Origin of the sequence: Sulfitobacter sediminilitoris (genome assembly GCF_010667575.1) — a bacterium.
In the GTDB taxonomy this organism is placed as follows: domain Bacteria; phylum Pseudomonadota; class Alphaproteobacteria; order Rhodobacterales; family Rhodobacteraceae; genus Sulfitobacter; species Sulfitobacter sediminilitoris.
Window position 1 is genome coordinate 478,956 of the sequence record NZ_JAABNT010000002.1, and the last position, 18,416, is coordinate 497,371.

Genomic DNA, 18,416 nt, shown 5'->3' on the forward strand with positions numbered 1-18,416 from the left:
TCAGCCGGCAGCGCGTATCGCCTGACCCAGTCGTTTCATCCCCTCGGCAATCTTTGCGTCATCGGCAAGCGAGAAACTCAGCCGCAATGTGTTCGCTCCGGACCTGTCAGCAAAAAACGCCTGACCGGGCACAAAGGCAACGCGCTGTGTCTCAAGTGAACTGCGCAGCAGCGCACCCCCATCCATGTGCTTGGGCAGGGTGACCCAGATAAACATGCCGCCTTCCGGTCTGGTCCAGTTCACGCCCTCAGGCATATGTTCTTGCAATGCCGCAAGCATCGCATCGCGGCGGCTGGCATAGGTCTGACGCAGTTTGGCGGTGTGATCCTCAAAAAGCGCGCGTGCGACGGTGTTGATGGCCATCTGGTTAATGGTCGAAGAATGCAAATCGGCGGCCTGTTTCATCAGCACCAGTTGCGAGATTACCGACGCGGCACCACAAACCCAACCAACCCGCAAGCCCGGGGCCAGGGTTTTGGAAAAGCTGCCACAATACAATGTGCGGCACTCTTCGATACTGCCCTTGCGGGCGATCTCAAGCGCCAGCATGGGCGGGATCGGCTCACCGTCATAGCGCAAGGACTGATAGGCGGAATCCTCGATTACCGCGATGTCCATCTCGTCCGCCAGATCGAGGATATTCTCGCGCTGGCGCAGGTCCAGCGTCTCACCCGTTGGGTTGGCGAAATCGACGGAGGCATAGGCAAACTTGACGCGTCCGCCATGTTCGGCGGCAGTCTGGGCATAGTCTTCGGCCGACCGGTTGCCGCCGGGGCTCAGACGATCATAGTTCGGCTCGTAGGCGTTGAACGCGCCCAAGGCACCCATATAGGTCGGCCAATTCACCAGTGCCGTATCGCCGGGCGACAACATCAGCTTGCCGAGATAATCAAGCGCCTGCTGGGAACCCGAAGTGATCAAAACGTTATCGCGGCTGCAGGGCACACCCAGCGTCGCCATCTGTCCAACGATCCAGTCGCGCAGGGGGCCATACCCTTCGGAAACGGAATACTGCAGCGCGGAACTGCTGTTGACCGGTGACAGGGCATCCGCAAGCGCGGCCTGAAACGCCTTGACAGGGAACAGCGCAGGGTCAGGAATGCCGCCTGCGAAAGAAATAATATCCGGCTGATCAAGCAGTTTCAGCAGCTCACGGATTTCGCTCGCCTTCATGCGGCTCATGCGCGTGGCAAAGATGTCGTGCCAATTCATGTCAGAATCCCTTCCCTAATTTTGGGAAGTCACCACAAATTTGAAATTATGGCAACAATTATTACCTATCTACGCAACTTTCTTCTGATCTGGTCGATCTTGATTGAGGGTTTGGACTTTACCCGGTGCCATGTAGGATGAGAACATGACGGACGCGACCTATCTCAGTGGCCAGTATTTCCGGCCCAAGGCCAAGACGCAGCCTTTGCGCCTGCCCGCGCCGCAGCCTTTGGCAGCGCCGGTGTTTATCCATGACTGCGTCACCCCTGTCGCGGGCGAGACGCTTTTGTCATTGTTGATGAAAAGAATGATGCACGACGCGGGCAGGCGGGATGACGACCCCGCTTGAGGCCCGTTTTAGAGCCTAATCACACCTTGTAGGTCGGGTGAAATCTGCCCGCTGGCGAAAGCGTGAAAATCTCGCATCCGTCTTCTGTTACCCCGACGGAATGCTCGAACTGGGCTGACAGCGATTTATCGCGTGTTACCGCGGTCCAGTCGTCGGCCAGCGTTTTGGTCTCTGCCCGGCCAAGGTTCACCATCGGCTCAATGGTAAAGAACATCCCCGGCTCCAACACGGCACCGGTGCCCGGCTTGCCGTAGTGCAGAACATTCGGCGGCGCATGAAAGACCCGGCCCAACCCATGACCGCAGAAATCGGTCACAACGGACATACGGTGACTTTCAACAAAGGTCTGGATGGTGTGGCCAATATCGCCAAAGGTGTTCCCCGGTTTCACGGCCTCGATCCCACGCATCAGGGAATCGTGTGTTACCTGAATGAGGCGCTCAGCCTTGCGGGACAGCTTGCCTGCGACGTACATCCGCGATGTATCGCCAAACCAGCCGTCCACAATCACCGTCACGTCGATGTTCAGGATGTCGCCATCCTTGAGCTTCTTGTCGCTTGGGATGCCATGGCAAACCACGTGGTTTACCGAGATGCAGCTGGCGTGCTTGTATCCCTTGTAACCGATGGTCGCAGATTTTGCGCCCGCCGCATTCACCTTTTCCTCGATGATGCGGTCAATTTCGCCGGTGGTCTGGCCGGGAAAGACATGATCCGCGATTTCATCGAGAATGGTCGCGGCAAGCTTGCCAGCGGCGTGCATACCAGCGAAGTCGCTGGGATCGTAAATGCGTATGCCATCCTTGGTCTGACGGCCTCGGTGCAGCTCGTTCACCGGTCTCTCCATTCTTTCTGCCTTGTGCCTTCCTACCGCGCTGGGCGGCCAAGGACCAGAGGTTCGGCAATCGTGACCCCCTGGGGCGTGATATGGGTGCCGATGCACAGCGTTTCCACCCCTGCCTGTGTCGCGGCTTCATGCGCGGCAGCATATGTGGGATCAATATCGGCTGCCAATGTGACATGTGTACAATCCGTCCGTTGCACAAGATACAGCAGGACGGCCCGGTGCCCTGCGCGCGCCACCTCTGCCAAGTCCCCCATATGTTTGGCGCCACGGGCGGTCACGCTATCGGGAAATTCCGCCAGCTTTGCTTCGCGGCATAAGGTGACGGATTTAACCTCGACGTAGGCGTCTGGCAGGTCCGTCGCGCTGAGCAGGAAATCAACGCGCGAATTTGTCCCGTATTTCACCTCGGGCTTCACGGTGGTGTACTCTGCCAACGCGGCAATCTCGCGTGCTTCCAGCGCCGTCCGAACCGCCTTGTTGGGCAGGCTGGTATCGACCCCTGTGAAATGACCGTTTTCATGATCGACCAAGCGCCAGCCATATTTCAGCTTTTTCTTGGGATCGTCATTCGGCTCCAGCCAGATTTTCGTGCCCGGTTCCGCCAGCCCCATCATGGATCCGGGGTTGGCGCAATGGGCCACCACTTCGCGGCCATCTTCCAGTGTGCAATCCGCCAGAAACCGTTTGTAACGGCGGATCAGACGGGCGGGGACAAGATCAGTTTGAAAGCGCATGGGGAGCGGCCTATACCGTTGCGAAAGTCCGCTCAAGGAGATTGCCGTGTCCAACCCTACCGCCGCCATGATCGTGATCGGGGACGAGATCCTCTCTGGCCGCACACGCGACAGCAACATGCACTATCTGGCGGGTCAGCTGACCGAAGCGGGCATCGACCTAAAAGAGGTGCGCGTGGTGGGGGATGAACGGGGCACGATCATTGCAGCGGTACAGGCCATGTCGCAGGCCTATGATTACGTGTTCACCAGCGGGGGGATCGGCCCCACCCATGATGATATCACGGCAGATTGCATTGCCGCTTCGTTCGATGCGTCCATCGACGTACGTGACGATGCCCGCGCGATCCTGGCCGAGCATTATGCCAAATCAGGCACTGAGTTGAACACCGCGCGGCTGCGCATGGCGCGGATACCGGAGGGGGCAGACCTGATTGACAATCCGGTGTCGGCGGCACCGGGGTTCCGGCTTGAGAACGTGCATGTCATGGCCGGGGTTCCTTCGGTGTTTCAGGCCATGGTCGCATCGGTGCTGCCCACGCTGACAGGCGGCGCGCCGCTGATCAGCAAGACCTTGCGCATCGAACGCGGGGAGGGCGATATCGCAGGACCGCTGGGCGCGCTGGCCGAGGAATATCCGCTGCTGTCCATGGGGTCTTATCCCTTCCAGAAAGACGGGAAATACGGGGCCCATATCGTCATACGTGGCAACGTCGAAGAGGACATCGACGCCGCGCTCGTCAAACTTCAGGCGGCCTTCGCTTGATGCCCTCGTTGCCCGATCTCTTTGCCGCGTCAGAGGCCACATGGCCTGCCGCACGGTTCTGGGAACAGGATGGGTTTACCCTGCGCGACGGACAAGGGGGCGGGCAGCGCGTGTCAGCGACGACGGCCAACGGTCCGGTCACGGCAGAACAGATCACCGCAGCCGAAGAGGCGATGCGGGCCATCGGGCAAAAGCCGATCTTCTGCGAACGCGGCACGACGCCGGAACTGGACGCGGCCCTGGCCGAGCGTGGCTACGTGATCAAGGATCCGACGACGGTCTATGTTTCGCCCATTGAAAAGTTGACCGACAAGCCGATCCCCCGTGTCACCGCCTTCACGATCTGGGAACCCCTTGCGATCATGAAGGAAATCTGGGCCACGGATGGTATCGGCCCGGCGCGGCTTGCTGTCATGAACCGTGCCGAACACAAAACGGCGGTTCTAGCCCGATGGAATGAAAAGCCTGGAGGCGTGGCTTTTGTCGCGGTGCATGACAAGATCTGCATGGTGCATGGCCTCGTCGTCCTGCCGCACCAGCGCAGGCAGGGCGTGGCAGAGTGGATGATGCGCCGTTCGGCAATTTGGGGACAGGCGCAGGGCGCGACGCATATTGCCGTACTCTGCGTGGATGCAAATGCCGGCGCAAATGCCTTTTACCGTGCGCTGGGCTTTGCTGCCGTGGGCGGATACCATTACCGGGTGCTGCCCGACCAAAGACCTTGATGAAGACCCAAACAAAGGAACGACCGATGTCAGACGACATGCCCACAGCCCTTGATCTGCCCATGGCAGATCCGCTGCCCGAAGCAACGCAGAAGTATTTTGACATCTGTCAGGACAAGCTGGGCATGATCCCGAATGTGTTGCGCGCCTATGCCTTCGATGTCGAGAAGCTCAACGCCTTCACGGCTATGTACAATGATCTGATGTTGGGCGACAGCAACCTCAGCAAGCTGGAGCGCGAGATGATCGCGGTGGCAGTGTCCTCGGTGAACAAGTGTTTCTACTGCCTCGTTGCGCATGGTGCGGCGGTGCGCGCGCTTTCTGGCGATCCGGCATTGGGCGAGGCGTTGGTGATGAACTACAAGGTTGCCAAGGTCACTGACAAGCAGCGTGCGATGCTGGATTTCGCCGTGCAACTGACCAAGGAAAGCGCCAGCGTCGAAGAGAAAGACCGGCAGGCCTTGCGCGATGTGGGGTTCAGCGACCGTGATATCTGGGACATCGCCTCTGTCGCCGGGTTCTTTAACATGACCAATCGTGTGGCCAGCGGCACCGATATGCGCCCCAATCCCGAATATCACGCACAGGCGAGATGATCCGCGCCGCAGCCGTATCCTTATTTGTTCTGGCAAGCCCGGCCTTTGCGCTGGATTTCACATTGCCCGCGACGGCCCGGCAAACAGTAGAGCGGAACACCTCGCCCGATACTTACGCGGCCCCGGTCGACATCTTTGCCAATGGCGCCGTTCCTACGATGATCGTCGAGGGCGATGTGCAGCGCAGCGCCTGGCGGCTTGATTCGCCGGGCCTGACACCCTTTCAGGTCATGCGCCCACTGCGTGCCCAACTGGTTGAGGCCGGGTACGAGGTGGTACTGGATTGCGCGGCGAAGCGTTGTGGCGGTTTCGATTTCCGCTTTGCGACCGAAACCTTGCCGGGGCCAAACATGTACGTGAACATCCGTGCTTTTCATTTCGTCACAGGCGCACGCATGGTTGAGGGTGAGGTCAGCGAGGTCGTCACTGTGCTGGCAAGCACCTCTGCCACATCGGCCTATGTTCAGATCATCCATGCCGGCGCGATAGGTGAAAGCGGAGCGACGGTCGAGACAACAGCGGACCTGCCGGTCGCCACCGAAACAGGTGCTGAAGAAGATTTCGCAACCCGATTGTTGCGGCGCGGTCATGCGGTTCTTTCTGATCTGGATTTTGATGTTGGCAGTACGGAACTTGGTGCCGGGCCATTCGATACGCTGATCCAGCTTGCCGCTTTCCTTGAGGCGCAGCCGACCATGCGAATAGCCCTTGTTGGCCATACCGACACCGTTGGCGGGTTGGAGCCGAACATCAGCATATCCCGCGCCCGTGCGCGATCTGTACGGCAACGCCTTGTCGACCGGTACGACGTGTCCGCTGATCGGATGGACGCCGAAGGAATGGGCTATCTTGCCCCTATCGCCAGTAATCTTGAGGCAGCGGGACGCGATGCGAACCGCCGGGTCGAGGTGGTCTTGCTGGGCAGCGAATAGAATCTGGACGAAACCAACAAAAAAGCCTCCGAATACCGCAAGCGGCACCGGAGGCTGAGTTTCACCGAGGGGAAGTGGTGTTCGTTACCAGTCGCTTGGGCCTTTGTCGGCAAAGGCGTGGACCAGAAAATCAATGAATGCGCGGACCTTGGGCTGTGTGAAACGGCCGGGCGGATACACCGCGTAGATGCCCTGGGTTTCCATTGGCAGATCGGGGATCGCATCCTCGACCAGCCCTTTTTCCATCGCGTCAGAATAAAGGAAGCTGGGAAGATATGCGATGCCAAGCCCAGAGATGGCGGCGTTCAGCAGGGACTGACCGTCGTTCACGGAAAGCCATCCCGCAGTGCGGACCTGACGCTTTTCACCCGAAGGTGCGGTCAACTTCCAGACATTGCCGCTGGATTGGTTGGAATAATGCAAAAGCTTGTGATCGTTCAGATCGTCGATTTTTTCGGGCCGCCCGTATTGCTCGAAATATTTGGGCGACGCGATCATCCGCTTTGTTGTTTCTGTCAGTTTGCGGGCGCGCAGGGTGCTGTCTTCCAGTTCACCAATCCGCACGGCCATGTCGAACCCCTCCGAGATCAGTTCGACGTAGCGGTTGTTCAGGACCATGTTGACCGTGATGTCGGGAAAATCGCTCAGGAACTCTGACAGCGCCGGAGACAGGTGGTTGACCCCAAAGTCGGTCGCGACCGAGATGCGCAACATTCCTGACGGTGCTGATTGCATGGACGTGACCAGCGCATCCGCTTCGCCAGCGTCATTCAGAACGCGACGGGCGCGGTCATAGTAGGCCAGTCCGATCTCTGTCGGTGACACTCTCCGGGTTGTCCGGTTCAAGAGGCGCGCACCAAGGCGGGCCTCAAGTGAAGAAACATGTTTTGAGACGGCAGATTTTGAAATCCCCATCTTTTTGGCGGCATCGGTAAAGCCCCCTTGATCCACCACTGTGGCGAAAGCTTCCATTTCGGTAAGACGGTCCATACCCGCTCCTTCACATCACTGCTCGTTGAGGGAGAGGTATGAAGGACAATTCAGGCAGGAACTTGGCAGGGGTGGGACAGTTGCGTGGTATTTCCCGGATCGTTGAAATTGCGGAAACAGGAGAACGCTGTGTTTCCTGTTACAACCAGCGCCTGAATCTAAAAAGCAGGAGCAGCAGGACCGCGAGCACTGCCATGCTGATGCATAGGATTGTGAAGGCCGCAGGGTTTTGCATGCCCGGCATACCCGCGATGTTGACACCGAACAGACCGGTTAGAAACCCAAGCGGCAGGAAAACAGCCGCTGCCAGCGACAGGATAAAGGAGTGGCGCGCCTGACTGCGGGCGACGTGCATATCGTGTTCGTCCTGTACGGTCACCAGTCTGTCACGCAGCGCATCAAGCTCTTCAACGGCAAGGGTGGTGCGGTTCGCCAACTCCCGAAGCTTGAGCCCATCAGGTTCTGGAATAATCGGCAAATCAATCGCCGCCAGTTTCGTGAGCGCCGCGCGTTGCGGTTCAAGGTAGCGGCGCAACCGGATGACCTGCCGCCGTGTTACCGCCAGTTCCGTTGGGATCGGCGTCGCATCGTCCTCCAGGTCGTCCTCAAAGAATTCAGTCAGCTTGCTGATGGTTGCGACCTCTTCCTGCACCCGCAGGGTCAGGCGCGTCACCAAAGCTTCGACAAAGGCGGCCGTGGTTGGCGGCGCATTGCCTTCGGTCATTTCCTGACGAATGTCCTCCAGCGCGAATAGTTTGCGCAGCCGGACCGTGATGACCACGTCATCATCCACCCACATGCGCACCGAAACCATCTGGTCAGCGTCTTGTCCCTCGTTTAGATTGATGCCGCGCAGATTCAGGATCAGCCCGTCTTCAAAACGGTCGCACCGGGGCCGTGTCTCTGGTTGTAGCAATGCGCCGCCCGGAATTTCTGGCAGGTTGGCGCTTATCCAGTCCGCCAGTCCCGGTTCTGAAAGGTCAAGGTGCCACCAGCGATAGGTTCCTTTGCCGGTCAATGCCGTGTCAGATGGCACGCTTATCGTGCCATCGGGAAAAATATCAAAGACGCAGATCGCCATGATTCATCTTGCGCGCTAGATGGGCATCGCGCAACGAAAACGCATCAAAGGATTGCAGCCAGCCGTGTGCCTTGGTCGATGGCGCGTTTTGCGTCCAGTTCTGCGGCTACATCCGCTCCGCCGATCACATGGCAGGTCTTGCCTTTCGCCTCGAGCGCGTCGGCAATGCTGCGGTCTGACAATTGCCCAGCGCAAAGCACGATGGTGTCCGCTTCGATCAATGTCGGGTTCTCACGCGCCTCGCCAAAGCTGATGTGCAGCCCGTCCTTGTCGATTTTCTCGTAGTTGACGCCCGCAATCATCTCGACCCCTTTCATGGTCAGGGACGCCCGGTGAATCCATCCGGTCGTTTTTCCCAGCCCTTTGCCCACCTTCGAGGTTTTTCGCTGCAGCATGGTGACTTGCCGGGCTGGCTTGTGTGGCTGTGGCCCTTCCGGTGCCAGACCCGCACGGTGCTCTGCCGGATCAGCGACGCCCCATTCCTTCATCCACTCAGGCAGGTTCAGCGTCGTGCTCTCTCCATCGTGAACCAGATGCTCGGACACATCGAAACCGATGCCACCCGCCCCGATCACGGCAACCTTTTGTCCTACCTCCGCCGTGCCGTTCAGCACGTCGATATAGCTGACGACGTTGCCTGCGTTCTGGCCGGGGATCTGCGGATCGCGAGGGATAACGCCCGTTGCGATGATCACCTCGTCAAAATCATCAAGGTCATTGGCCGAGACTTCGGTGTTCAGCTTTACCGTCACGCCCATCTCATCAACCATGGTGCGGTACCAGTCGACAAAGCCCCAGAATTCTTCCTTGCCTGCAACCTGCTTGGCCAGGTTCAACTGACCGCCGATCTCTGATGCGCGGTCAAAGACAGTTACCTTGTGCCCGCGCTCTGCTGCGGCAAGGGCTGAGGACAGACCCGCAGGTCCGGCACCGACCACCGCGATTGTCTTCGGCGCCTCGGTAGGCTCCAGTTTTAGCTCGGTCTCATAGCACGCGCGCGGATTGACAAGGCAGCTTGAGATCTTGCCGCCAAAGGTATGATCAAGGCAGGCCTGATTGCATGCGATGCAAGGCGCGATCTGCTTGGTTTTCCCGTCCATCGCCTTTTTCACGAAATCCGGGTCGGCCAGCATCGGTCGCGCAAGGCTCACCATATCGGCGCAACCGTCTGCCAGCACCTCCTCGGCGACTTCGGGTGTGTTGATCCGGTTTGAGGTGATCAGCGGGATCGATACTTGCCCCATCAGCTTTTTCGTCACCCATGCAAAAGCTGCGCGGGGCACCGAGGTCGCAATCGTTGGAATGCGTGCCTCGTGCCAGCCGATACCGGTATTGATGATCGTGGCCCCCGCCTTTTCGATCTCCTTGGCCAGCTGCGCGACTTCTTCGTAGGTTGACCCGTTTGGCACCAGGTCGATCATCGACAGGCGGTAGATGATGATGAAATCCTCGCCGACCGTCTCGCGCACGCGCTTGACGATCTCTATGGGCAGGCGCATCCGGTTTTCATAGGACCCGCCCCAGCGGTCCGTGCGTTTGTTGGTATGGGTGACAAGGAACTGGTTGATGAAGTACCCTTCCGAGCCCATCACCTCGACCCCGTCATAGCCGGCTGCCTTGGCGCGGCCCGCGCAGGCGGCGATGTCAGCGATCTGCTTTTCGATCCCTTCCTCATCCAGTTCCTTGGGTGCGAACATCGATATCGGGGATTTGATCGGAGACGGTGCCACACAGTCCGGCGTGAACGCATATCGCCCGGCATGCAGGATCTGCATCGCGATCTTGCCGCCCGCGTCATGCACGGCCTTGGTGATGACGGAGTGGTTCTTGACGTCCTCCTCCGACACCATCATCGCGGCACCATGTGCGACCGACCCTTCCGGGTTCGGGCCAATGCCCCCTGTGACCATCAGGCCAACCTCACCACGCGCACGCGCGGCGTAAAATTCGGCAACCCGGTTCCAGTCTTTCGTCTCTTCCAGGCCGGTGTGCATAGACCCCATCAGCACGCGGTTTTTCAGTGTTGTGAAACCCAGATCGAGGGGGGCAAGCATATGAGGATAGTCGGACATGTGGAAACCTTTCCGGGCTTTGGCATCGTTGCTGGGGACAACAGCGGAAATGCTGGGACGAGTCACGCACAACGCGGCGTCATAACGATGCTATTGGATATCACGCGCGGATGAGTGACAAGGGTCCGTACTGCTGGCTTTTGAGCCCAGGACAACCATGTTACCCCTAACGCCATGCCGAACAGCAAGGAGAACGCTGCGCGATGAGCCCCGAAGAAATTGAAAAACTGCCCTATCGCCCCTGCGCCGGTGTCATGTTGATGAACGCGTCGGGTCATGTCTTTGTCGGCCAGCGCAAGGACCGCTATACCGAAGCATGGCAAATGCCGCAGGGGGGCATCGACGAGGGTGAGGCACCGCAGGATGCCGCACTGCGAGAGCTGGAAGAGGAAACCGGGGTCAGCCGTGATCTGGTGACGGTGATTGCCGAAACCGAAGATTGGGTGCCGTATGAATTGCCCCATGATCTGGTACCGCAACTGTGGAAGGGTAAATTCCGCGGGCAAGAGCAAAAGTGGTTCCTGATGCGCTATCACGGGACCGACGATCAGGTGGACATCTTTACCGAACATCAGGAATTTTCGTCGTGGAAATGGATGCCTGTTTCAGAGGTTTTGGACAGTATCGTTCCGTTCAAGCGCGGGGTTTACGAGGCGGTTCTTTCAGCGTTCAGGAAACACTTCTGATGCGGGCTTTGCTTCTTGTCCTGATGTGCGTGCTGCCTGTTCCGGCGCTTGCGCTGTCTTGTCTTGCCCCTTCGGTTGAGCGCAGCTTTGCGCAATTCGACGCAGCAGAAGAGACCTATGTCGTGGTCCACGGCCGCCTGACACTGGATGAAAAGAAACTGCCAAAGAATCTGGGTCTGGATCGGAAACCACCCCGACTGACGATCCTGCCGGGCAGGCTCAGGGGATCGTCCCTGACGAAAGCGGGCTTTGTTTTACCCTTCGACCAGGAACTGTCGCTTGAGGTGTCCTGCATTGGTCCATGGTGCGGCAGTGCGCGCAACGGCGAAGACGCTCTGGCCTTTGTCCGCAAAGATGCAGATGGCTATGCGCTTGCAATCAGCCCTTGCGGCGGGGCGGTCTTTGGCAACCCCAAACCGGAAATGCTGAAACAGGTGCGCACCTGCCTGCGCACCGGGACATGCACCGCAGACTAGCGGATCACTGGAAGGTGGGGGGCGACATCTTCTGGCAGCAAATTTTGCAAACGTGGGTCATCGTCAATCTCGACCTGCCGTTTGTACGGCACAAAGCCACTACGGACGTAGAAGGACAGCGCCTGCTGGCTATCGATTGTGCAGGTATGGACATGAAAGCGGCTGATCGGTTTCGCCCATGCCAGCGCAATCGCCTTGTTCATCAGATACCGTCCCGCGCCGGTTCCGATCAGCTTTGAGGTGAGGCCGAAATAGGCCAATTCACATGCCCCGTCTTCGCAAAAATCCAGCTCAAGCAGGGCTTCGTCCTGCCCGTTCAGGCTGAGCGTGTATATGTCGACATTCGGGTCAGATATGATCTGTGCAAGCTTGGCATCGTCGATCTTGCGTCGCCCGTACCACAGCCAGTCAGCGCCGACGCGATCAAATATATCGCGGTACCATGCGACATCCGGGGCGACCTTCCGAAATGCCACGCCGTCAGGCAGGGGCACGTCGCGTGTGTCTGCCCGTTCCAGCATTTCCAGATGGGTGACGATCATCGCCACCTTGCCCGCAGGCACTTCATAAAGACCGTCCGAAATCATTGCTCAGACCAGACCGGCAGCTTTGAATTCCGCCAACATGTCCTTTTGCGGGCGCGGCCCGATGTGGCTGATCACTTCCGCCGCGCAAAGGTTGCCCATCTTGCCGCAGGTCTCAAGATCATGCCCTTTCGACAGGCCATAGAGGAAACCCGCTGCAAACTGATCGCCTGCACCGGTGGCATCGACCGGGACGACCTTCTTGACCGGTACATCGACCCGTTCGCCTTCGCGCACAAGGGTCACGCCATCACCAGACCGGGTGCATACGACGATAGGGCATATCTCGGTGGTCTTGGCGATTGCTTCCTCGATGTCATCGGTCTCGAACAGGGACCGCAACTCAGCCTCGTTGCCGATCACGTAGTCCAAGTCGTGTTTGATCAACGACATGAAATCATCGCGGTGTCTTTCCACGCAGAACGGGTCCGAGATTGCGATGCCCGCCTTGCCACCCCCCGCCTTGGTCGCGCGCGCAGCCTCGCGAAAGGCGGTTTTGCCGGCGTCATGATCAAAGAGATAGCCTTCGAGGAACATCAGCTTGGCATTGCCTGAAACTTCATCCGGTACGTCCTTGAGGGTCAGGCCCGTGGAAATGCCGAGATAGGTATTCATCGACCGCTCACCGTCCGGAGTGACAAAGATCATGCTGCGCGATGTGGGCACCTCGCCATCCGGCACCGGGGGATTGACGAAATCTATACCGTGGTCCGCCATCGCACTGGCATAGAACCTGCCAAGTGTGTCGTCGCGCACGCGCCCGATGAATGCGGTTTCCAACCCCAATGCCCCGGCACCCGCAATCGTATTGGCTACCGAACCGCCCGGCGTCTGCACCCTTTCACGCATCGCGCCATAGAGGATCTCTGCGCGCTCTTGCGCGACAAGCTGCATGATCCCTTTTTCGATATCCATATTGGCAAGAAAGTTATCATCAATCTGGCTGATCACATCGACAACGGCATTTCCGATGCCGACAAGTTCATAGGTTTTCATGGAAGCTTTTCCTCGGGTCGGCGGTTAAAGTGTTGTCTTGTCCTCAAAGGGACAAAGGTCCTTGATGATACAAGTCGGGCACATCGGCTTGCGTGCTTTGCAATGATAGCGCCCGTGCAGGATCATCCAGTGATGGGCGTGCAGTTGAAAGTCCGCCGGGATATTGTCTTCAATCGCGCGTTCAACGGCCTCGACCGTTTTGCCCGGCGCGATGCCGGTGCGATTGCCAAGACGAAAGATATGCGTATCCACCGCCTGTGCCGGCATGTGCCACCACATGTTCAGCACGACATTAGCGGTCTTGCGTCCTACGCCGGGCAGGGATTGCAGCGCGGCGCGTGAATTCGGGACCACGCCGTCATATTCATCGACAAGGATCTGGCTCAGCTTCATCACGTTTTTGGCCTTCTGCCGGAACAGGCCAATCGTCTTGATATGTTCGATCAAACCATCAAGGCCAAGGTCCAGCATCTTCTGCGGCGTATCAGCAATTTTGAAAAGCGCCCGTGTCGCCTTGTTCACGCCCGCGTCCGTGGCTTGCGCCGACAGGGCCACCGCGACAACCAATGTATAGACGTTCACGTGCTCCAGTTCCCCTTTGGGTTCCGGGTCTGCCTCGTGAAAGCGGGTGAAAATCTTGCGGATCGTATGATAATCGAGCTGTTTTGCCATGCCGGAGGGTATGCGCGATGGCGCGAGCGGGGGCAAGCGGTTGCGCATGTTTCGGGTCGCAAGATGCAGCGCTTGGGCCTAGATTGAGGGCATGAACCAGACCACGCAAATCCCCGCGCTCGACGATGGCTACCACTACAAGGTGATGCGCCGCGCCATTGATGTGCTCGATCAGGCCGAAGACCAGCTTTCACTGGATCAGGTCGCGGCGCAGATGGGCATGTCGTCTGCGCATTTCCAACGATTGTTTTCCCGCTGGGTCGGCGTGTCGCCCAAACGCTACCAGCAATATCTCAAGCTGGGTCAGGCCAAGGAAATGCTCCGCGACCGTGCCACCACCCTCGAAGCCGCGCATGAGGTCGGGCTGTCCGGCACCGGCCGCCTGCACGATCTGTTCCTGCGCTGGGAGGCCATGAGCCCGGGTGAGTTTGCGCGACAGGGGGAGGGGCTGACGATCTATTGGGGTTGGTTTGACAGCCCGTTCGGCCTCGCCCTCGTGATGGGAACAGAGAAAGGGATCTGTGGCCTCGCCTTCGCTGCCGAAATGGGGGAAGAGGCGGCAATGCAGGATCTGACACGACGCTGGCCCAAGGCGGTGTTTGTCGAGGATCCGATGATGTTGCGCCCTTGGGTGCTGACCGCCTTTGGTGCGCAGGATGGGGCGCTGGACAAGGCACCCCTCTTTCTCATCGGGGCCCCGTTCCAGATCAAGGTCTGGGAGGCTTTGCTTCAGGTGCCATCGGGCTATGTGACGACCTATTCCGATATCGCGGCCTCGATCGGCAATCCCAAGGCTGTGCGTGCCGTGGGCACCGCAGTCGGGCGCAATCCTGTTTCGTGGCTGATCCCGTGCCATCGTGCGCTGCGCAAATCGGGTGCGCTGGGTGGATATCACTGGGGCTTGCCCGTCAAACGCGTGATGCTGGCGTTTGAGGCCGCCCGCGCCGAAGCCTGAAATGATGCGCGGGATACCGCCGATCTGAATTTCCCCGTGATTATCCTGCCTTGCCGCCCCATATATACTCCACGATCCAAAGCGCCCTGCCCGAACGGGGCCTGAACATGAAGGCAGTAGATATGATTTCTTCCAAAATTTCCGTGGCCGCCCTTCTGGCCGGCGCAATGACGCTGGGTGCTTGTACCGATCCGGGTATGATTGGTGCGCAACCGGGTGATCCGAACCAGAAAACCAAGAGTGGCGCTTTGATCGGTGCGGCTTCGGGTGCCGTAATCGGGGCGCTCAGCAAAGGGGATGGGAACCGCGGTGACGGTGCGCTTGTGGGCGCGGTCCTTGGCGGTGCGCTGGGTGCTGGCATCGGCTATTCGCTGGACAAGCAAGAGGCCGAGCTGCGCCAGCAGATGGGCAGCGACGTAACCATCACCAATACCGGTGACCGTCTGATTGTGACGCTTCCCAATAACCTGCTCTTTGCAACGGACAGCACCGCGCTGACGCCGACCTTGCAGGGCGATCTGCGCGCACTGGCACAAAACGTGCAGATTTATCAGAACTCAACGTTGCAGATTGTCGGCCATACCGACAGTGACGGTGATGCCAGCTATAACCAGACGCTGTCAGAAGGCCGTGCACGGTCGGTTGCAAACACGCTTATTGCCAATGGTGTGCCGCCGCAGCGTATCCAGACCTTTGGGCGCGGTGAAAGCCAGCCGGTGGCCAGCAACCTGACGCCAGCCGGTAAAGCGCAGAACCGCCGTGTCGAGATCGTGATCCTGCCCAACGCGGCCTGATCCAGACCTCTGCATCAACGCACAAAGCCCCTGCATTTCGCGGGGGCTTCTTGCTTTTTGGGCCAAGCGGACAAGGTATAGAGCAACGGAAATTCAAACGGAGGATAAGTCATGGCTTCCCCCAAACTTGTTGGCCTTTCAGGGTCATTGCGCAATGAGGCGACCAACACTAAGCTTCTGCGCGAGGCGGCGCGGCTTTTTGGTGACAACGATTACACGCAATTGGACATCAACTTTCCGCTTTATGACGCGGACGATGAGGCCGAACATGGCGTGCCGGCAGCGGTGCAGAAAGCCGCCGATCAGATTGCGGCCGCAGATGCAGTGATCATTTCAACGCCCGAGTACAACAAGGGGCCGTCCGGGGCGCTCAAGAACGCGCTGGACTGGATCAGCCGCGCCGAGGGCAGCCCATGGAATGGCAAGCCTGTCGCCGTGATGTCCGCCGCAGCGGGCCGCGCGGGCGGGGAGCGCGCACAGATGATTTTGCGCGGGTTCATGGTGCCGTTCCGTCCGCGTATCCTGCAAGGGCCGGAAATTCATCTGGCCGACAGCAGCAACCAGTTTGACGAGAACGGTCATCTGACCGGAGAGATATACGTCAAGGAGCTGACGCAACTGATGAAATCGCTACGCGATATGATCTAACGCCTGACTGCGATCTCGATCAGGTTCTGATCGGGGTCGCGCACGTAGATTGATGTCAACGGAAAGCGCGCACCTGTGCGGGAAACCGGTCCTTTTTCAATCGCGACACCCATTTTCGACAAATGCGCCATCCACTCCGACAGGGGCGTCTCAGTCAGAAAACACAGATCGGCGCTCCCGGCTGTTGCTTGGGCAGCCTTTGGCTCAAATTCTGCCCCGGCCTGATGCAGATTGATCTTGGCAGCGCCGAATTTCAGGGCCCAACGGGTTTCCCCATCTGCCGTATCAAACTGCTTTGCCTGCATTCCCAAAACCTCTTTGTAAAAGGCTACGGTCGCTGGGATGCTGGCGACAGTCAGCACCAGATGATCCAAGGCAATGACTTGCGGTTGCGGCATGGGGTCCTCTTGGCCTAAGCAAACGCATGAACACTGCACAGAGCACTCAGACAAGTCAAAGCGATGTGATGGATCCTGCTCGCGCAAACGCCTTTCGCGTCGCACTGGGTCAGCCCGGCAACATCGCCGAAGGCGCGGCGCTGCCACCTTTCTTTCACCAACTCTACTTCTGGACGCCGGAACCACCGGCCCAATTGGGCCGCGACGGCCATCCCAAGGTGGGTGGGCTGATCCCTGACATGGGGCTGCCCCGACGCATGTGGGCTGCAGGACGGCTGGCGTTTCACGCACCACTGCGTGCCGGAACGCCTGCAACGCGCAGCACCGTCTGCGAAAGACACGCCCGCAAGGAAGGCCGGTCCGGGCCCCTTGGCTTTGTCACCCTGCGCCACGAGGTGCATCAGTCAGGCGTGCAGTGTTTGACGGAGTGGCAGGATCTGGTCTACCGCGAAGATCCGTCACGCGATGCCATCAAACCCGAGGCCCCGGTCGCACGCATAGATGAGACGCATTCAGAAGAGGTCAGCTTTTCCTCAACCCTGCTGTTTCGCTATTCAGCGCTGACGTTCAACGGGCACCGCATCCACTACGACCTCGATTATGCGCGTGACATCGAAGGCTATGGCGGGCTTGTGGTGCATGGCCCGTTGCTGGCGCAGCTGTTGATGCTGATGGCTGAAAAACACCTTGGCCCGCTCGAGACCTTCCAGTTTCGCGCCAACGCACCGCTGATGCATTTCGAGACAGCAACGCTCTGTCTAAAGGATCGTGACCTTTGGGTGCGTGGACCGGATGGCCGGCAATGCATGGCGGCAAGTGTCTAAAGGTTGTCCTCGACCCTGAACCCTTGCGGGATATGGTCTATACCTTCCAACGCCAGATCGGCCATCACCTGCGCTACTTTCGGGGCCATGCCGAAACCGATCTTGAAGCCGCCGTTGGCGATGAAATGACCGGGTCTGTCCGGCCATGCCCCCAGCATTGGCGCCCGGCTGCGCGATCTTGGGCGCACACCTGCCCAACGGTCGATGACGTCTGCCTCGGCCAATACAGGCACTGCGGTGCGGGCGGCGTCGATGACAGCGTCCAATTGTGCATCCGTTGTGCTGGCTGAGGTATAGTCACGCTCTGACGTTGACCCGATGGCGACCGTGCCGTCGCCATGGGGGATGACATGCACGCCACCTGCAAAAATCTGCGGCGCACCGCTGGCATCATGGCGCAACAACGCGGCCTGTCCCTTGACCCCGGCTCCAACACTGCGGGTGTGGCGGGCGGTCATCTCTTCCAGCCCGGCAACGCCGGTTGCCCAGACGGTTGGCACATGTGCCTCTGCCTCCGGCGTGACATTGATCCCTTTAGATGCCAGCGCCCTGACCAGCGCGTCGCATCCCTTTCGTGGATGGACCAAGGCGCTGAGGCTGTCGCGGATCAAAAAGCCGGTCGGGCTTAGCGGTTCCCAATCCGCGCCTGTCGCCTTGACCACTTCCCAAATAGCATGATCCTGCCAAAGCGCCTGTGCTGTCTCTGCCCGCTGCCGCGCCAGAGACAATGCGTGATCGTCCTGAACAGGTTGCAGCCGACCCTTCCGGGCATACCCTGACGTGCCGCCCCCCGCACTCTCGACCTCGTTCCAGAAGTCCTGCGCCATCAGCAGACTGTCGAGCTGAAAGGCCTTCTTGGCGTTCCAGTTCTCGGGCACATGCGGTGCCAATGCGCCGACGATGCCGCCGCTGCTGCCCGCTGCCGGACCGTGGGGGTCTACCACCATCACCCGCGCGCCGCGTTGCGCGGCGACCCATGCGATGGACAGTCCAAAGATACCCGCCCCGCGAACCACAAGATCGACGCTTGCCAAGGCTTTCTCCTTCGCGCATTGCTTGCACCAAACCTTCCATACGCG

22 protein-coding genes are annotated in these 18,416 nt (G+C 59.1%); 11 read left to right on the forward strand and 11 right to left on the reverse strand.

All coding sequences use genetic code 11. From position 1 onward, the window contains the following. Entirely contained in the window at window positions 1-1,212 is a 1,212-nt protein-coding gene (locus tag GV827_RS05200) for an aminotransferase-like domain-containing protein (protein WP_164352624.1), read from the reverse strand. Window positions 1,213-1,357: 145 nt separating this feature from the next. Here GV827_RS05200 and GV827_RS05205 point away from each other — a divergent pair, with 145 nt between their 5' ends. Further along, a complete protein-coding gene (locus tag GV827_RS05205; RefSeq protein ID WP_164352625.1) occupies window positions 1,358-1,561 on the forward strand; it encodes a hypothetical protein in 204 nt (67 codons plus the stop codon). Between the two features lie 19 nt (window positions 1,562-1,580). Here the strand turns inward: GV827_RS05205 and map are convergent, their stop codons facing one another. Beyond that, window positions 1,581-2,396: a type I methionyl aminopeptidase gene (gene map, locus GV827_RS05210; RefSeq protein WP_328823110.1), complete on the reverse strand. Its 816-nt coding sequence runs from the start codon at window positions 2,394-2,396 to the stop codon at window positions 1,581-1,583. Between the two features lie 32 nt (window positions 2,397-2,428). After that, a complete protein-coding gene (gene sfsA / locus GV827_RS05215; RefSeq protein WP_164352627.1) occupies window positions 2,429-3,142 on the reverse strand; it encodes a DNA/RNA nuclease SfsA in 714 nt (237 codons plus the stop codon). Between the two features lie 46 nt (window positions 3,143-3,188). Between sfsA and GV827_RS05220 the strand changes: the two genes are divergently transcribed. From GV827_RS05220 to GV827_RS05235, 4 genes are read left to right on the forward strand one after another with little or no spacing between them, the layout of a single operon-like run. Further along, the gene (locus tag GV827_RS05220; protein WP_164352628.1) at window positions 3,189-3,908 is read left to right on the forward strand and encodes a competence/damage-inducible protein A; all 720 of its coding nucleotides are present in this window, start codon (window positions 3,189-3,191) and stop codon (window positions 3,906-3,908) included. After that, window positions 3,908-4,633 (forward strand): GNAT family N-acetyltransferase, encoded by a 726-nt coding sequence (locus GV827_RS05225; RefSeq protein ID WP_164352629.1) that lies wholly within the window; start codon window positions 3,908-3,910, stop codon window positions 4,631-4,633. The genes GV827_RS05220 and GV827_RS05225 overlap by 1 nt, the downstream gene beginning before the upstream one ends. A gap of 26 nt (window positions 4,634-4,659) precedes the next feature. Next, window positions 4,660-5,229, forward strand: a complete 570-nt coding sequence (locus tag GV827_RS05230) for a peroxidase-related enzyme (RefSeq protein ID WP_164352630.1) — start codon at window positions 4,660-4,662, stop codon at window positions 5,227-5,229. Further along, the gene (locus GV827_RS05235) at window positions 5,226-6,161 is read left to right on the forward strand and encodes an OmpA family protein (protein ID WP_164352631.1); all 936 of its coding nucleotides are present in this window, start codon (window positions 5,226-5,228) and stop codon (window positions 6,159-6,161) included. The genes GV827_RS05230 and GV827_RS05235 overlap by 4 nt, the downstream gene beginning before the upstream one ends. 84 nt (window positions 6,162-6,245) lie before the next feature. On the opposite strand, the gene GV827_RS05240 is transcribed toward GV827_RS05235, so the two are convergent. From GV827_RS05240 to GV827_RS05250, 3 genes are all read right to left on the reverse strand, one after another. Next, complete coding sequence (locus GV827_RS05240) at window positions 6,246-7,151, reverse strand: LysR family transcriptional regulator (protein ID WP_164352632.1); 906 nt, start codon at window positions 7,149-7,151, stop codon at window positions 6,246-6,248. Between the two features lie 139 nt (window positions 7,152-7,290). Further along, window positions 7,291-8,232: a zinc transporter ZntB gene (locus GV827_RS05245; protein ID WP_164352633.1), complete on the reverse strand. Its 942-nt coding sequence runs from the start codon at window positions 8,230-8,232 to the stop codon at window positions 7,291-7,293. Window positions 8,233-8,276: 44 nt separating this feature from the next. Then, window positions 8,277-10,304 (reverse strand): NADPH-dependent 2,4-dienoyl-CoA reductase, encoded by a 2,028-nt coding sequence (locus GV827_RS05250; protein WP_164352634.1) that lies wholly within the window; start codon window positions 10,302-10,304, stop codon window positions 8,277-8,279. A gap of 203 nt (window positions 10,305-10,507) precedes the next feature. Here GV827_RS05250 and GV827_RS05255 point away from each other — a divergent pair, with 203 nt between their 5' ends. Both GV827_RS05255 and GV827_RS05260 read left to right on the forward strand, forming a co-directional pair. Further along, complete coding sequence (locus GV827_RS05255) at window positions 10,508-10,990, forward strand: RNA pyrophosphohydrolase (RefSeq protein ID WP_164352635.1); 483 nt, start codon at window positions 10,508-10,510, stop codon at window positions 10,988-10,990. After that, entirely contained in the window at window positions 10,990-11,466 is a 477-nt protein-coding gene (locus GV827_RS05260) for a hypothetical protein (RefSeq protein ID WP_164352636.1), read from the forward strand. Before GV827_RS05255 ends, GV827_RS05260 begins: the two co-directional genes overlap by 1 nt. Here the strand turns inward: GV827_RS05260 and GV827_RS05265 are convergent. The 3 genes from GV827_RS05265 to nth are packed head-to-tail and all read right to left on the reverse strand — an operon-like array spanning window position 11,463 to window position 13,718. Next, window positions 11,463-12,053: a GNAT family N-acetyltransferase gene (locus tag GV827_RS05265; protein WP_164352637.1), complete on the reverse strand. Its 591-nt coding sequence runs from the start codon at window positions 12,051-12,053 to the stop codon at window positions 11,463-11,465. The two genes, GV827_RS05260 and GV827_RS05265, sit on opposite strands and share 4 nt — an antisense overlap. 3 nt (window positions 12,054-12,056) lie before the next feature. Then, on the reverse strand, window positions 12,057-13,046 hold the full coding sequence (locus GV827_RS05270) for an adenosine kinase (RefSeq protein ID WP_164352638.1): 990 nt from the start codon (window positions 13,044-13,046) through the stop codon (window positions 12,057-12,059). 24 nt (window positions 13,047-13,070) lie between these two features. Then, on the reverse strand, window positions 13,071-13,718 hold the full coding sequence (nth, locus tag GV827_RS05275; protein WP_164352639.1) for an endonuclease III: 648 nt from the start codon (window positions 13,716-13,718) through the stop codon (window positions 13,071-13,073). A gap of 91 nt (window positions 13,719-13,809) precedes the next feature. Between nth and GV827_RS05280 the strand changes: the two genes are divergently transcribed. The 3 genes from GV827_RS05280 to GV827_RS05290 all read left to right on the forward strand — a co-directional run bounded on the left by GV827_RS05280 (window position 13,810) and on the right by GV827_RS05290 (window position 16,115). Further along, a complete protein-coding gene (locus GV827_RS05280; protein ID WP_164352640.1) occupies window positions 13,810-14,673 on the forward strand; it encodes a bifunctional helix-turn-helix domain-containing protein/methylated-DNA--[protein]-cysteine S-methyltransferase in 864 nt (287 codons plus the stop codon). A 122-nt stretch (window positions 14,674-14,795) separates the two neighbouring features. Next, the gene (locus tag GV827_RS05285; RefSeq protein ID WP_164352641.1) at window positions 14,796-15,467 is read left to right on the forward strand and encodes an OmpA family protein; all 672 of its coding nucleotides are present in this window, start codon (window positions 14,796-14,798) and stop codon (window positions 15,465-15,467) included. 111 nt (window positions 15,468-15,578) lie between these two features. Then, window positions 15,579-16,115 (forward strand): NADPH-dependent FMN reductase, encoded by a 537-nt coding sequence (locus GV827_RS05290; protein WP_164352642.1) that lies wholly within the window; start codon window positions 15,579-15,581, stop codon window positions 16,113-16,115. On the opposite strand, the gene GV827_RS05295 is transcribed toward GV827_RS05290, so the two are convergent. After that, window positions 16,112-16,513 carry a VOC family protein gene (locus GV827_RS05295; protein WP_164352643.1) on the reverse strand — a complete coding sequence of 134 codons (402 nt, stop codon included), beginning with the start codon at window positions 16,511-16,513 and terminating at the stop codon, window positions 16,112-16,114. The two genes, GV827_RS05290 and GV827_RS05295, sit on opposite strands and share 4 nt — an antisense overlap. A 68-nt stretch (window positions 16,514-16,581) precedes the next feature. Here GV827_RS05295 and GV827_RS05300 point away from each other — a divergent pair, with 68 nt between their 5' ends. Beyond that, window positions 16,582-17,337, forward strand: a complete 756-nt coding sequence (locus GV827_RS05300) for an FAS1-like dehydratase domain-containing protein (RefSeq protein ID WP_235930240.1) — start codon at window positions 16,582-16,584, stop codon at window positions 17,335-17,337. On the opposite strand, the gene GV827_RS05305 is transcribed toward GV827_RS05300, so the two are convergent. After that, window positions 17,334-18,371 carry an NAD(P)/FAD-dependent oxidoreductase gene (locus GV827_RS05305; protein WP_164352645.1) on the reverse strand — a complete coding sequence of 346 codons (1,038 nt, stop codon included), beginning with the start codon at window positions 18,369-18,371 and terminating at the stop codon, window positions 17,334-17,336. The two genes, GV827_RS05300 and GV827_RS05305, sit on opposite strands and share 4 nt — an antisense overlap. Window positions 18,372-18,416: the final 45 nt, after the last annotated feature.